General features: G+C 72.0%; 11 protein-coding genes. 4 read left to right on the plus strand and 7 right to left on the minus strand.

What is annotated here, in order from left to right:
- Positions 1–96: 96 nt before the first annotated feature.
- Positions 97–273: a hypothetical protein gene (locus OCT49_RS31835; RefSeq protein WP_283855248.1), complete on the plus strand. Its 177-nt coding sequence runs from the start codon at positions 97–99 to the stop codon at positions 271–273.
- Positions 274–384: 111 nt separating this feature from the next.
- Here OCT49_RS31835 and OCT49_RS31840 read toward each other — a convergent pair whose 3' ends face one another.
- The 6 genes from OCT49_RS31840 to OCT49_RS31865 form a co-directional block, all read right to left on the minus strand.
- Positions 385–1,821 carry a lipase maturation factor family protein gene (locus tag OCT49_RS31840; RefSeq protein WP_283855249.1) on the minus strand — a complete coding sequence of 479 codons (1,437 nt, stop codon included), beginning with the start codon at positions 1,819–1,821 and terminating at the stop codon, positions 385–387.
- 124 nt (positions 1,822–1,945) lie between these two features.
- Positions 1,946–2,470: a DUF1990 domain-containing protein gene (locus OCT49_RS31845; RefSeq protein WP_283855250.1), complete on the minus strand. Its 525-nt coding sequence runs from the start codon at positions 2,468–2,470 to the stop codon at positions 1,946–1,948.
- Positions 2,467–3,321 carry a YndJ family protein gene (locus tag OCT49_RS31850; RefSeq protein WP_283855251.1) on the minus strand — a complete coding sequence of 285 codons (855 nt, stop codon included), beginning with the start codon at positions 3,319–3,321 and terminating at the stop codon, positions 2,467–2,469. Before OCT49_RS31850 ends, OCT49_RS31845 begins: the two co-directional genes overlap by 4 nt.
- A gap of 206 nt (positions 3,322–3,527) precedes the next feature.
- A complete protein-coding gene (locus OCT49_RS31855) occupies positions 3,528–4,592 on the minus strand; it encodes a FecCD family ABC transporter permease (protein WP_283855252.1) in 1,065 nt (354 codons plus the stop codon).
- The gene (locus OCT49_RS31860) at positions 4,589–5,626 is read right to left on the minus strand and encodes a FecCD family ABC transporter permease (protein ID WP_283855253.1); all 1,038 of its coding nucleotides are present in this window, start codon (positions 5,624–5,626) and stop codon (positions 4,589–4,591) included. Before OCT49_RS31860 ends, OCT49_RS31855 begins: the two co-directional genes overlap by 4 nt.
- A gap of 17 nt (positions 5,627–5,643) precedes the next feature.
- The gene (locus OCT49_RS31865) at positions 5,644–6,693 is read right to left on the minus strand and encodes an iron-siderophore ABC transporter substrate-binding protein (RefSeq protein WP_283855254.1); all 1,050 of its coding nucleotides are present in this window, start codon (positions 6,691–6,693) and stop codon (positions 5,644–5,646) included.
- A gap of 392 nt (positions 6,694–7,085) precedes the next feature.
- Here OCT49_RS31865 and OCT49_RS31870 point away from each other — a divergent pair, with 392 nt between their 5' ends.
- Positions 7,086–8,141 carry a chitinase gene (locus OCT49_RS31870; protein ID WP_283855255.1) on the plus strand — a complete coding sequence of 352 codons (1,056 nt, stop codon included), beginning with the start codon at positions 7,086–7,088 and terminating at the stop codon, positions 8,139–8,141.
- Positions 8,142–8,286: 145 nt separating this feature from the next.
- Here OCT49_RS31870 and OCT49_RS31875 read toward each other — a convergent pair whose 3' ends face one another.
- Positions 8,287–9,654, minus strand: a complete 1,368-nt coding sequence (locus OCT49_RS31875; RefSeq protein ID WP_283855256.1) for an FAD-dependent oxidoreductase — start codon at positions 9,652–9,654, stop codon at positions 8,287–8,289.
- Positions 9,655–9,909: 255 nt separating this feature from the next.
- Between OCT49_RS31875 and OCT49_RS31880 the strand changes: the two genes are divergently transcribed.
- Complete coding sequence (locus tag OCT49_RS31880; RefSeq protein ID WP_283855257.1) at positions 9,910–11,976, plus strand: SpoIIE family protein phosphatase; 2,067 nt, start codon at positions 9,910–9,912, stop codon at positions 11,974–11,976.
- A 171-nt stretch (positions 11,977–12,147) separates the two neighbouring features.
- Positions 12,148–13,539 (plus strand): wax ester/triacylglycerol synthase family O-acyltransferase, encoded by a 1,392-nt coding sequence (locus tag OCT49_RS31885; protein ID WP_283855258.1) that lies wholly within the window; start codon positions 12,148–12,150, stop codon positions 13,537–13,539.
- Positions 13,540–13,781: the final 242 nt, after the last annotated feature.

Below are 13,781 nucleotides of genomic sequence, written 5' to 3' on the forward strand. Positions count from 1 at the left end.
CTGTTCTTGCCCCTGCCCCCACGAGTGGCCGATCTCCCGGTGATGAGGCCGGGACGTCGGTGACGTTCGGGGCTACGCGACACGAAGGAGTGCGCGGTGACGACACCGGAACTGACGAAGCACGAGAAACGATCCGCCGAACGGCACGGGGAGCGGCCCCGCAGACCCGAGAAGCTCCGGAACATCGAGGTCTGGGCCAGGTCCGCGCCGATCCGGCTGGCCGGCTACGAGGACGACCTCGCCGAGCCGCACATCCTGCCCGGCATCGACTGACGCCGCTCCACGGATCTGCGTCCGAACGCCCGGGTTCCGGTCCGCACGCCGCGGACCGGAACCCGGGCGTTCCGGTGCCCCGGTCCGCCGGGCCGGGCGACGGGTCCGGGTTCAGGACCGCCGGGCCGGACCGGTCCGGGCGGGGCCGAGCGAGACCGGGGGCATGAACTCCCGCACATGGGTCCGTTGCCACCAGCACCCGGTGGCCCGCAGCTCGCGCCAGGTGGTGAAGCGGTAGCGGTACAGCCGGGCGCGGACGTGCACGGGCGGGGCGTCGGGGAAGGGGTTGTGGCGCAGCAGCCGCAGAGTGTCCCGGTCGTTCTTCAGCAGCCGTTCCACGAACGGGCCGAACCAGGGCCGGGCGTACGCGGGGGAGAGCGCCGCGAACCACATCAGCCAGTCGAGCCGCAGATGGTACGGGGCGAACTGGCGGGGCATCCGGCGCGGATCGCCCGGCTTGCCGCGGAAGCCGTACTCCTGCCAGCGGGTGCCGTTGTGGAGCACCCGCTCGTCCGTGCCCTCGACCACCACCTCCAGCCGGACCCGGCTGATGCTGCCGAAGGCGCCGTAGGTGTTGACCAGGTGCAGCGGGTCGAACGAGCGGTTCATCACCTGGCGGCGGGAGACGAGGTTGAGCGCCGGGCGGTAGCTGAGGAGGACGACCAGCACGGTGACCGCGATGACGACGATCTCGTACCAGAGCGGCGGCGCGGACTGTGCGGGCATCCGGACGAACGGGGACCAGTCGACGGCGGGCAGGGCGAGGGTGATGGTCAGCCAGTTCAGCCAGGCGAAGTTCCCCGAGAACACCAGCCACAGCTGGGTGACGATCATCAGCCCGGCGGCGGCGCTCGCCACCGGCTGCGGGGTGAACAGGAGCACCGGCACCAGGAGCTGGGTGAAGTGGTTGGCCGCCACCTCGGCCCGGTGCAGGGGCTTCGGCAGCCGGTGGAAGAACCAGCTCAGCGGCCCCGGCATCGGCTGGGTCTCGTGATGGAAGTACAGGCACGTCAGCCTGCGCCAGCACTCGTCGCCCCGGATCTTGATCAGCCCGGCGCCGAACTCCACCCGGAACAGCACCCAGCGCAGCAGCCACAGCACCAGCACCGGCGGGGACGTGGGGCCGTGGCCGAGGAAGACGGCGAGGAAGCCGGTCTCCAGCAGCAGGGATTCCCAGCCGAAGCCGTACCAGGTCTGACCGACCTGGACGATCGAGAGGTAGAGGAACCAGGGCAGCGCCCACAGCAGCATCGCCGCCCAGAGCGGAACGTACGAGTCCACGCCCGAGAGCAGGGCGACGGCGAGCGCGCAGCCGGTCCAGGCGACGAGGGCGAAGAAGCGGTCGGAGTAGTGGAGCCGGAAGAGCCCGGGGCCCTCGCGCCAGTTCGTGCGCCGCAGGAGGTCGGGCACCGGCAGCATGCCGCGTTCCCCGATCAGGGCCCGGAACTGGAGCGCGGCGGTGAGGAAGGCGAACAGGTAGACACCGGCGAGAGCCCGCTGGAAGATCAGCCGACTGAGCCAGTACCCGTCCGCGGTGAACCAATCCATCACCTCCAGTATCGGCCCGGCGCCCCGCCCAGGTCCCTCGAATCCGCCCGGCGCCCCGCCCAGGTCCCTTGAATCCGCCCGGCGCGCTCCGGTTTCTCGGCTCCGCCCGCCGCGCCCCGGTCCCTCAGTTCCGTCCGGCGCGTTCCCCGGCCACGACGCGGCGGAGCACGGTGCCCAGCCACCGGGCGTAGCACCGCTGGAGCACCGGGACGAGGGGGCCCGCGAGCCGGGTGTACCAGACGGCCGGGCGGCTGAACGCCAGGACGGTGAACCACACCGTCCCGTCGTCCGCCAGCTCCACCACGAAGGACTCCTCGCCGCGTTCCGGGTGCCGGATCTCGGTCCCGTAGGCGAACCCGATGCGGTCCTGTTCGTACGCGGCCCACACGACCCGGCAGGGGGCGGTGAGCCGGAGCGGGCCGAGGCCCAGCGACACCTGCACGCGGACCCCGGCCTCGGCGCGGTCCGCCGACGCGCGGATTCGGGCCCCGCCGGTGCGGTGCATGCGCCATTCGGTGACCGCCGTGCCCGCCGCCTCGAAGTCGGCCCGGCCGCGCCCGACCCGGGTCCGGTGGTGGAGGTGGTGGTACCCGTGGGGGAGCGGGCCGAGACGGGTGGCGCCGACCTCGGGGTAGGTGAGGGTGCTCATGCGGTCCTGCTTTCGTGGTCGGTGCCGGTGCGGAGGCGCTGCCAGGCGAGCAGCGAGCAGAGGGCGAAGCCCAGGGCGTTGCCGAGGCCGTGGGTGGCGGCCATCCAGGTCAGTGTGGGGTGCGGGATTCCGGTGGCCTCGCCGAGCGCCCAGCTCAGGGCGAGCACCATGGTGACGACGAGCACGGCGGACGAGACGGCGAGCAGCACCCGGGTGGTCCGGTCCCGCTGGCCGGTGCGGACCGGGCGCCAGGTGAGGAGGGCGACGGCCCACATCCCCGCGGTCAGGACGACCGCGCCGGCCAGCTCGGCCCGGTCCCCGATGAAGTAGCCGATCAGGACGAGCAGGGTGCCCAGCGGGACGCTCAGCGCGGCGAACCGGCCCGCTGGGCTGTCGGCGATCCCGCAGACGAGCCCCGCGACGAGTGCGGCGGCGAACCCGGCGAAGTGGAAGTGCGGCACGGTCAGCGCGAGGATGTCGAGCCCGAAACCGAAGAGCGGGTGCCCCGAGCGTTCGGCGACCAGCGCGGTGGCGGCGATCGACGGGGTGACCAGCGCGGTGAGCAGGGCGATCTCGGCCGGTGGCACGGAAAGGGCCCCGGAGGCCCGGAGGCTGCGGAGCAGCCGGGGCGGGGCGTGCAGGGCGAGGAGCACGGTTCCGAGCGCGTAACAGAGCGCCAGTGCGGTGGCGGCCGTGCCGCGCGGCAGCCACAGGGCGAGGGCGCCGGGGACGGCGAAGAGCGGCCACAGCCGCCGCATCCGGTCCAGTCCGGGCGCGGCGATCAGCCGCAGCCCCGCGGGAACCACCACCAGCATGCCCAGCATCACGATCGAATTGACCAGCACCGACACGGCCGTCCCCTGACTTGAACGTGTTCAACTCTGTTCGGCGCCGACTCTATGGGCTTTCTTGAACGTGTTCAAGGCGCGTGCTGGAGGCGTGCGAGGGGGCCGGGCGGCGGGGGAGGACGACCCGGGGTGCGTCGTCGGAGAAGGGGCCGTGGCGCCGTACGCCTACGTCGTCCGCCCGGACGAGGCGCAGCGTCCGGCGCCGGACCTCACAGGGCTCCCCGGCGCCACTCCCGTACCAGCAGATAGCCGAGGTAGCCGCCGCCGATGGCCATCGTGTAGATGCCGACGGGCAGGTTGTCGAAGAGCGTCAGCTGCTGGGCGCACAGGTCCGCGAGCACCAGCAGCAGCGCGCCGGTCAGGGCCGACAGCGCCAGGTGCGGGCCGGAGATCCGGGTGATCCGCTTGGCGACTTGGGGGGCCGTCAGCGCGATGAACGCGATGGGGCCGGCGACGGCGACGGCGGCCGCCGAGAGCACGATCGCCAGCACGACGGCGGCCGTCTTCGTGCGGCGGGGCTCGGACCCGAGCGCGTCCGCGATGTCGTCGCCCATCTCCCCGATGTCCAGCCGCCGCGAGAGCAGCGCGGTGAGCGGCGCCACGACCAGCAGCACCAGCCAGATCGTGGTGGCGTCCTCCCACGACCGCGCCGACAGACTGCCGTTGACGTAGGCGGTGAGGACGGCGGCCCGGTCGCGCTCCATGGCGTAGACGACGTACTGGGTGATCGCGGTGCCGATCGCGGCGACCCCGATGCCCGCGACGACGAGCCGGGCCGGGTTGCGGAATCCGGTACCGGTCGACACGTGGACCAGAACCATGGCGAGGACGGCGCCGAGCAGCGCGCCGAGCGCCACCGGAACGGTGTCCGGGAACAGCAGCGCGGCGATCGCCGCACCCGCGCCGGCCCCGGACGCCAGCCCGATCACGTCGGGGCTGCCGAGCGGATTGCGGGTGACGGACTGGAACAGGGCGCCGGAGAGCCCGAGCGCCGCACCGGTGCCCACGGCCACCGTCAGCCGGGGGCCGCGCAGCCGCTCCAGGACGAACGCGTCCTTGCCCTCGGCCCCGCCGGCCACCGCCCCGGGCAGATCGGCGAGCGGAATGCCGAGCCGCCCGAGCGACAGCGTGGCGACGGCGCCCGCCACGAGCAGCACCAGCAGGACGAGGCCGGTCAGCACCGACACCCGCCGCACCGGCAGGGCCACCCTCCCGCCGATCCTCAGCACCTTTCTGGGCGATGCGGCCCGGACCGCGGCCTGATGCGACGTCATGCGGTGCCCCTCATCCTGCGTACGGCGACGAGCAGTGCGGGTGCCCCGATGAACGCGGTCACGACACCGACCATCAGCTCCTGCGGGCGCATGACCACCCGGCCCACGACGTCCGCGAGGAGCAGCAGCGCCGGACCCACCAGCGCCGAGAAAAGGATCTGCATGCGGAAGTCGACGCCGACCACGGCCCGCACCACGTGCGGCACGGCCAGGCCGACGAAGGCGATCGGACCGACCGCCGCCGTCGCCGCCGCGCTCAGCAGGGTGGCCGCGAGCAGCCCGCCCGCCCGCACCAGCGCCGGACGCGCCCCCAGGGACGCCGCCGTCGAGTCGCCGAGCGCGAGCGCGTTGAGGCCGGGCCCCAGCACGGCGGCGGTCACCAGACCGGCCACCGCGAACGGCAGGACCGACCACAGGACGTCGAAGTCCCGTCCGCCGAGCGCCCCGACGACCCAGTACCGGTAGCTGTCGAAGACCTGCGGCCGGCTCAGCGTCACCGCCTGGACGAACGCGGTGAGCACGGCGGAGAGCACCGCCCCGGCGAGCACGAGCCGGACGAGCCCGCCGCCCGACCCCGCCGAGCCGATCGCGTGGACGAGCAGCCCCGCGAGCAACGCGCCGGGCAGCGCCCACCACATGGTCTCCGTGCTGCCCGAGGCCCCCAGGAACGCCGTCGCGGCGACGATGCTCGCGGACGCGCCCGCGTTGATCCCGAGAAGGCCGGGGTCGGCCAGCGGATTGCGGGAGACCCCCTGCATGAGGGTGCCCGCGACGGCGAGGCAGAGACCGGCCAGCACGCCGAGCGCGGTCCGCGGGAAGCGGCTCTCGACGATGGTGGTGACATTCGGGTCCGCGGTGCCGGACAGGACGTCCAGCACATCGCCGAACGAGGTGGTGCGGCTGCCGAACATGACGCTCGCGAGCACGGCGAGCACGAGGAGGGCGAGCGCGAGCAGGACGGAGAACGCCTGCCGAGCGGTGCCGGTCCGCGAGGTACCGGCACCGCCCGGCGGTGCGTGCGTGGTGGTGGCCATGGGTGCGGGGTTCGGCCTCAGCCCTTGTCGGCGGCCTCGACGGCCTTGTCGATCAGCGGCAGGTAACGGTCGATCACCCACGGCACGGTGAGCGGGTTGATGATCGAGGAGGCGGTGACGAAGGAGTTGTCCTCGCCGGCCACCACGGCGCCGCTCTTGACCGCGGGGATGGCCGCGTACAGCGGCTGCGCCTCGATCTCCTTGCGGGACTTGTCGTCCGTGTAGAAGGTGAAGACCAGGTCGCTGTCCTTCAGCTTCTCCGCGTTCTCCAGGCCGATGAGCGCGGAGTCGGTGCCCTTGGTCTCCTTGAAGGTGTTCACCACCGGGTCGACCGTGAGGCCGAGCGAGGAGACCATCTTGACGCGCTGCTCATCGGGCTTGAACACCCCGAGGGTGCCGGGGCCGGTGTTGTAGATGTACGAGAACGTGTGCTTCTTGTAGTCCGGCCGGGTCGCCGCCGCGTCGGCCAGCTGCTTCTCGATCTTCGAGGTGAGGGTCTTCGCCTCGTCGGGCTTCCCCAGCGCCTTGGCGATGATCTCGATCTGCTGGTCCCAGTCCGTGCTCCACGGCAGGTCCGGGTAGGCGACGGTGGGGGCGATGTCCTTGAGGATGTCGTAGTCATTCTGAGTGATCCCGGACCACGGCGCGAGGATGACGTCCGGCTCCAGCTCGGTGATCGCCTCGAAGTCGATGTCCTCGCCGCCCGTGAACTGGGTCGGCAGCTTGTCGCCGGACCTCTTCACCGCCTCGTGGACCCAGGGCAGGTAGCCCGTCTTGTCGCTTCCCCACTCGTACTTCTCGACGCCCACCGGGGTGTGGCCGAGCGCGATGGCGGTCTCGGCCGAGCCCTGGCCGAGGGTGACGACCCGTTCGGGCCGCTCCTTGATCTCGGCCGTGCCGAGCGCGCTCTTGATGGAGACGGGGAACGCCCCGCCGCTCTTCCCGGACGCGCCGGAGTCCTTCTCGTCCCCGCCGTTCGACGAGCAGCCACCGAGGGCGAGAACGAGGGCCGCGGCGGCGGCAGTTGCGGCGAACGTCCGGTGACGCGCGCGGGTGAACCGGGACATGGAGGTTCCTCAGGTTTGGCGGATGGAGCAACGGGCCCCGTGTCGGTGAGCGGGGTCGCCGACATGGCGGTCGCAGCCGGAACGCGCGGAGCACGTCCGATGCAGACCGCAAAGGGTTAGGCAAGCCTAAGCTAAGCCTTTGTGTGGCGACAAACCGCCCCCGGAGGGGTGGCCCGGGGGCGGGTCGGGGTCCGGGGTTCCCCTCTTTGGTCCAGACCTATTGACGGAAGGTCTGGACCTCTTTAGCGTGTGGCCCACCGTGAGGTGCAGGAATCCGTACAGCGTTGTCAGGAGCATGACTTCCATGTGTCTGGCGCGCCCCGTGCCGGACCGTTCCCCGGGCGGGTGCCGCCGCCGGGAACGGTCCGGCGGCGACACGAAGGGAACTGGGTATGTTGGGACGGACATCGCGCCTGCTGGGGGTCGGCCTCGCGGCGGCATGTGTCGTACAGCTGCTGGTGGGCGCGACACCGAGCGCGGCGGCGCAGGACGACACCTGTGCCGTCAAGTCGAAGCCCGCGGGCAAGGTCCTCCAGGGGTACTGGGAGAACTGGGACGGCGCGGCGAACGGGGTGCACCCCCCGCTCGGCTGGATCCCGATCACCGACAGCCGGATCACGCAGCACGGCTACAACGTGATCAACGCGGCCTTCCCGGTCATCCTGTCGGACGGCACCGTCCTGTGGGAGGACGGGATGGACGCCACCGTGAAGGTCCCGACCCCGGCCGAGATGTGCCGGGCGAAGGAGACCGGGCTCACCACCCTGATGTCCATCGGCGGCGCGACCGCCGGCATCGACCTCAACTCCACGGCCGTAGCCGACCGGTTCGTCGAGACGATCGTGCCGATCCTCAAGAAGTACAACTTCGACGGCATCGACATCGACATCGAGACCGGCCTGACCGGCAGCGGCAACATCAACCAACTGTCGGCCTCGCAGGCCAACCTGATCCGCATCATCGACGGCGTGCTCGAACGGATGCCGTCGAACTTCGGTCTGACGATGGCCCCGGAGACCGCCTACGTCACCGGCGGGAGCATCGTGTACGGCTCGATCTGGGGCGCGTACCTGCCCATCGTGAAGAAGTATGCGGACAACGGCCGCCTGTGGTGGCTGAACATGCAGTACTACAACGGCAGCATGTACGGCTGCTCCGGCGACTCGTACTCCGCCGGCACGGTCGAGGGCTTCACGAAGCAGACGGACTGTCTGAACAAGGGGCTCGTCATCCAGGGCACCACGATCAAGGTCCCCTACGACAAGCAGGTGCCGGGGCTGCCGGCCCAGCCGGGCGCGGGCGGCGGCCACATGTCGACGGGTCAGGTCGCGCAGGCCTGGAACCACTACGGCAACGGCCTCAAGGGCCTGATGACCTGGTCGCTCAACTGGGACGGTTCGAGGGGCTGGACCTTCGGGGACAACGTCAGGTCGCTCCAGGGACGCTGAGGCGGCGAAACCGCCCCCGGGGCGGTGCTCCGGGGGCGGAGGAATGCGGACGGGCGGCTTCGCCGAGGGGGCGGGGCCGCCCGTCCGTACGTCCGCCGGCGGGACGGGCGGACGTACGGGGCAGACGTACGGGGCGTCCGTCCGGTCAGTCGCGGGGCTCGGAGGCGTCCAGCATGGCCTCGCGCTCCACGACCTTGATCCGCTCGCGTCCCTGCTCGGCGCCCAGGGCCTGCTCGTGCGCGTCCAGGCGGTGCCAGCCCTCACGGGTGGTGTAGCGGACGCCGCGCTCCTCCAGGAAGGCGGTGACGGCCTCCGGCTCGGGCCGTACGGGGGCGGGCAGCCGGCCCTCGGCCCGGTCCTCCAGCAGGCAGGCCACCGTCTCGTTGGCGTCGCCCTTGGTATGGCCGATGAGGCCGACCGGACCGCGCTTGATCCAGCCCGTGACGTACACCGAGGTCATGTGCTCCCCGCCGTCCAGGACCCGCCCCGCGGCGTGCGGAACGGTGCCGGAGACCACGTCGAACGGGAGCTTCGGCAGCTCCCGCGAGTAGTAGCCGACCGCGCGGTAGACGCTCTGCACGTCCCAGTCGGTGAAGGTGCCGGTGCCCTTGACGTTGCCGGTGCCGTCCAGCTCGGTCCGCTCGGTGCGCAGGCCGACGACCCGGCCGTCCTCGCCGAGGATCTCCACCGGGGACTCGAAGAAGTGCAGGAACAGCTTGTGCGGCCGGTCGCCGACGTCGCGGATGGCCCAGTTCTCCAGCGTGGAGGCCACCATGTTGGCCTGCTTGTTGCCCCGCCGGGTCTCGATCGAGCCCGCGTCGTAGTCGATGTCCTCGGGGTTGACGATGACCTCGATGTTCGGCGAGTGGTCCAGCTCCCGCAGCTCCATCGGGCTGAACTTGGCCTGCGCCGGGCCGCGGCGCCCGAAGACGTGCACCTCCAGGGCCTTGTTGGCCTTGAGGCCCTCGTAGACGTTGGCGGGGATCTCGGTCGGCAGCAGCTCGTCCGCCGTCTTGGCGAGGATGCGCGCCACGTCCAGGGCCACGTTGCCCACGCCCAGCACGGCGACCTTCTCGGCCTCCAGGGGCCAGGTGCGCGCCACGTCGGGGTGGCCGTCGTACCAGGAGACGAAGTCGGCGGCGCCGTGGGAGCCCTCCAGGTCGTGGCCCGGGATGTCGAGCGCGCGGTCCGCGTCGGCGCCGGTGGAGAAGATCACCGCGTCGTAGAACGAACGCAGGTCGTCCAGGCCGATGTCGTTGGGGTAGTCGACATTGCCGAAGAGCCGCAGCTGCGGCTTGTCGAGGACCTGGTGGAGTGCCTGGACGATGCCCTTGATCCGGGGGTGGTCCGGGGCCACTCCGTAGCGGATCAGGCCGAAGGGGGCGGGCATCCGCTCGAACAGGTCGATCGAAACACCCGGGTCCTGGGCGGCCTCGGATTTCAGCAGCGCGTCCGCTGCGTAGATGCCGGCGGGGCCGGCTCCGACTATGGCGACGCGGACGGGGCGGGTCATGGAGGTGCTGGTCCTTAGAACGAGCGGATGCGGACGGTGATGCGCGGGGTAAAGGTAAGGCTGGGCTTACTGCGCTTCACGCACACCGTATCCGTTACCCGTCCGTCATCCCGGGATGGTTCGTTCTGCGAGACATTCGGTCTCGTGACGTCGATCACCCGGGTGCGGAGCGAAGCGGTTCCGGAGCCGTCGGATTCCGCCTCCTGCCGTGCAGTTCGCTCGAAGAATCGGACAAATGATGGCAGAGTGACCCACATGGATGATCGGGTAGCGGGTGCCCTGTCACTCCCGGACGACTGGCCCGCCCACCCGGATCTCAGCCTCGCCCTGAACCGTATGGGCAGCTTCGACTGGGACCTCGACAGTGGCCTGATGCACATGGACCGGCCCGCCCTCGCCGTGTTCGACCTGCGGGCCGAGGAATACGACGACCGGCCGGAGACCCTCAAGCTCCGGGTGCCGACGGACGAGGGCGTCCGGCTCGACGCCATGGTCTCGCAGGCCCTCAAGAGCGGGCAGGCCAACTACGGCGCGTACTTCAGGCTCCGCAGGCGCGACGGCAGCCTGCGCTGGACCCACACCCAGGGCTTCATCCGGCGCGACGGGACCGGCCGCCCCCGGCGCATCATCGGCATCGTCCGCGACGCGACGCAGGAACTGTCCGACTCCACGGCCCGCCGCGAACTGGACCTGGAGCGCCGGCGCCGCACCAGCCTGGTGGACGGCACCACGGCCGCGCTGGCCCACGCCCGCACCGTCCGGGACGTCATCGACGTGCTGAAGAACTCCCAGGGCCTGGCGCACCTCGGGGCGACCAGCCTGGTCATGGGACTGATCGAGGCCGGGCGCATCCATCTGGTGGCCGACGGGCCGGAGGACTCGTTCGTGCCCGGCACCCGATACACCCGCACGGACGAGCAGTACCCGATGAGCGAGGTCGTGCGCACGCTCTCGCCGCGCTTCATCGAGTCCGCCACCGACTTCGCCACCTCGTACCCGATCCTGTGGCCCCACATCAGCCACCTCGGCATCACCTCCGCCGCCTATCTGCCGCTGATCGCCCAGGCCCGGCCCATCGGCGCGCTCGGCCTGCTCTACAGCGACAAGGACGGCTTCACCGGCGACGAGCGCAACCTGCTGGTCGCGCTCGGCAGCTCCATCGCGCAGAGCCTGCAGCGGGCCATGCTCTACGAGCAGGAGCACGATCTCGCCGAGGGCCTCCAGCAGGCCATGCTGCCGCGCCGCATCCCGGACGTGCCGGGCGCGCAGGTCGCCGTCCGGTACCGCTCGGCCCGGCTGGGCCGGGACATCGGGGGCGACTGGTACGACGTCATCCCGCTGCCCGGCGGCCGGGTCGGGGCCGTCATCGGGGACGTGCAGGGCCACGACACCCACGCCGCGGCCGTCATGGGGCAGCTGCGCATCGTGCTGCGCGCCTACGCGGCCGAGGGCCACAGCCCCGCCACGGTGATGGCCCGCGCCTCCGTCTTCCTCCACGAGCTGGACACGGACCGCTTCGCGACCTGCACCTACGCCGAGGCCGACCTGACGACCGGGGTGGTCCAGCTGGTCCGGGCCGGCCACGTCGACCCGCTGGTGCGCGAGGGTGACGGCTCCTGCCGCCGGCTGCCCGTGGAGGGCGGGCTGCCGCTGGGGCTCTCCGCCGAGTTCGGGCGGCTGGAGTACCCGGTGAGCACGGTGGAGCTGGACCCCGGGCAGACCCTGGTGATGTTCACCGACGGTCTGGTGGAACTGCCCGGCGCGGACCTCGACGAGGGCATGCAGCTGCTGACCGCCCTGGTGCGCAACGGCCCGCAGGATCTCCAGAAGCTGGCCGACCGGCTCTGCGAGGAGGTCGACGAGCGCCGGGGCGAGGACGACGTGGCGGTGCTGCTGCTGCGCCGCAAGGCCGCCCACGCGCCCCAGCCGGGCGGCCGGCTCCAGCAGCACGTCGCGCAGAGCGATCCGGAGGCGCTGAGCTCGGCACGGCACATGATCCGGGCCGCGGTACGGGCCTGGGGCGCCAAGGCGCGGGCCGACGAGGTCGAACTGGCCGCCGACGAGCTGATCACCAACGCGCTGATGCACACCGACGGCGGGGCGATCGTCACGATCCGGGTGCTCACCGGGCCCGAACGGCGCCTGCGGGTCGATGTCGAGGACCGGTCCAGCGCGCTGCCCAGGCGCCGGGACGCGGGGGAGGCCGGGGTGTCCGGACGGGGGCTGATGCTGGTGGACCGGCTGGTGGACCTGTGGGGCGTGGAGTCGCGGGGGAGCGGCAAGTGCGTCTGGTGCGAATTCGTCATGCCGGCGCAGGAGTGACGGAGGGGGCGGTGCCGGGCCGTCCGGCCCGGATGTCGCCGACTGTGGTCGACGGATGATCGACCCCTACTCGACGGTAACGGAAAGTGACATGTTTGTGCTTGACCGTGACCATGTGCGAGCGATTGACTGCGGCTTTGTCAGTATTTGTCTTCGATGACATGAGGACCCGTGGGAACTGAGCTGCTGGCACCCCTCGATCTGGCCTTCTGGCACCTCGAGACCGATGCCCACCCGATGCACCTCGGCGCGCTCGCCGTCTTCTCCCCGGCGCCCGGCCCGGCGCACGGCACCGGTGCGGACGGTGTGCTGGAACTGCTGGGCGCCCGCGCCGCCGCCATCCCCCGGCTGCGGATGCGGGTGCGGGACGTGCTGCTGCCGGTCGGCGGCGCCGCCTGGTTCGTGGACAAGGACTTCGACGTGCGCCGGCACGTCGAACGGGTACGGCTGACCGGGGCGGAGTCCGGCGACGAGGGCGGCGCCTTCATGGCGGCCGCCACCCGGCTCGCCGGCGAGCTGATGGAGCGCCCGCTCGAACGGGGCCTGCCGCCCTGGCAGATGTACGTGATCGGCGGCTCCGGCGACGGCCCCTTCGCGGTGCTGGTCAAGCTCCATCACGCGCTGGCCGACGGGATGCGCGCGGTCGCCATCGGTGCCGGGATCTTCGACGAGATCGCCTCCGTGACGGGCCGCCCGCACGGTGGTGCGGTCACCCGGCGGGCGCGCACCGTCCCGCCCCGCTCCTGGATGCCGGGCCCGCGCCAGGTGGCCGGGCTCGCGCTGGGCCGGATCGAGGACCTCGGACGGGCGTTCGGGGTGGGTGCCTCCATGGTGCGGGCCAGCCGCCTCGACCCGCGCGGCGCGCCCGCCCTCACCGCGAGCTCCAGCGGCACCCGACGGCTGGCCACCGCGGACCTGGACCTCGACGCCGTCCGGCGGGTCCGCCGCGTGGCCGGCGGCACGACCAACGACGTCCTGCTCGCGGTCGTCGCCGGCGCGCTGCGCCGCTGGATGCACGAACGCGGCGAGTCGCTGCCCGAGGAGGACCCGCGCGCCCTGGTGCCGGTCTCCCGCCGCCGGCCGGGACAGGCCGCCGCGACCGGGAACAGGCTCTCCGGCTATCTGCTGGAACTCCCGGTCCGCGAGCCCGACCCGTGGAGACGGCTCCACGACGTCCGCGCGGCCATGGACCGCAACAAGGCCGCGGGCCCCCTCAAGGGCGCCGGCGCGGTCGCCGTGCTCGCCGACCAACTGCCCCTGCTGGCCCACCGCTTCGGGGCCCCCCTCGCCGGGAACGCGGCCAGGATGCTCTTCGACGTCCTGGTCACCAGCGTGCCCCTGCCGCGCTCGGAGCTCTCGCTCGGCGGCTGCCCGCTGCGCGCCGTCTACCCGATGGCGCCGCTGGCCCGCGGCCAGTCCCTCGCCGTCGCGCTGTCCACCTACGGCGGCCGGGTGCGGGTCGGGCTGGTGGCGGACGGCAAGGCGCTGCCCGACCTGGAGCGGCTGGCGCACTGCGCCGACGAGGAAGTGGCCGAACTGCTCGCGCTGCTGCCGCGGGGGTGAACGGCGCTGCCCTCCCAAAGGCCCGCCTTCCCGGGGCCCGCGTGGTCCGGGGCCCGGGTGGGGCACCGGACCTGCAAGGACCACGGGGCCCGCGCGGACCGGGCCTCCGTATTCCGGCGGTTAGAGATCGGACAGATTTCCGCGAAAGAGCCGTAGTTCATGACATCGGAGGTGTTGACGCGGCCAAGTGATCCGATGAATATTCGCTGTGTGCACGAAGCGATCATCGGGGAGGGCGGCGG

The sequence above is a fragment of the Streptomyces sp. ML-6 genome (assembly GCF_030116705.1).
GTDB lineage: Bacteria > Actinomycetota > Actinomycetes > Streptomycetales > Streptomycetaceae > Streptomyces.

Bases quoted from the DNA above. Each gene is read 5' to 3' on its own strand.
- OCT49_RS31840 (WP_283855249.1), bottom strand. From the start codon at position 1,821: ATGGATTGGTTCACCGCGGACGGGTACTGGCTCAGTCGGCTGATCTTC.
- OCT49_RS31880 (WP_283855257.1), top strand. From the start codon at position 9,910: ATGGATGATCGGGTAGCGGGTGCCCTGTCACTCCCGGACGACTGGCCC.
- OCT49_RS31845 (WP_283855250.1), bottom strand. From the start codon at position 2,470: ATGAGCACCCTCACCTACCCCGAGGTCGGCGCCACCCGTCTCGGCCCG.
- OCT49_RS31875 (WP_283855256.1), bottom strand. From the start codon at position 9,654: ATGACCCGCCCCGTCCGCGTCGCCATAGTCGGAGCCGGCCCCGCCGGC.
- OCT49_RS31860 (WP_283855253.1), bottom strand. From the start codon at position 5,626: ATGGCCACCACCACGCACGCACCGCCGGGCGGTGCCGGTACCTCGCGG.
- OCT49_RS31870 (WP_283855255.1), top strand. From the start codon at position 7,086: ATGTTGGGACGGACATCGCGCCTGCTGGGGGTCGGCCTCGCGGCGGCA.
- OCT49_RS31855 (WP_283855252.1), bottom strand. From the start codon at position 4,592: ATGACGTCGCATCAGGCCGCGGTCCGGGCCGCATCGCCCAGAAAGGTG.
- OCT49_RS31865 (WP_283855254.1), bottom strand. From the start codon at position 6,693: ATGTCCCGGTTCACCCGCGCGCGTCACCGGACGTTCGCCGCAACTGCC.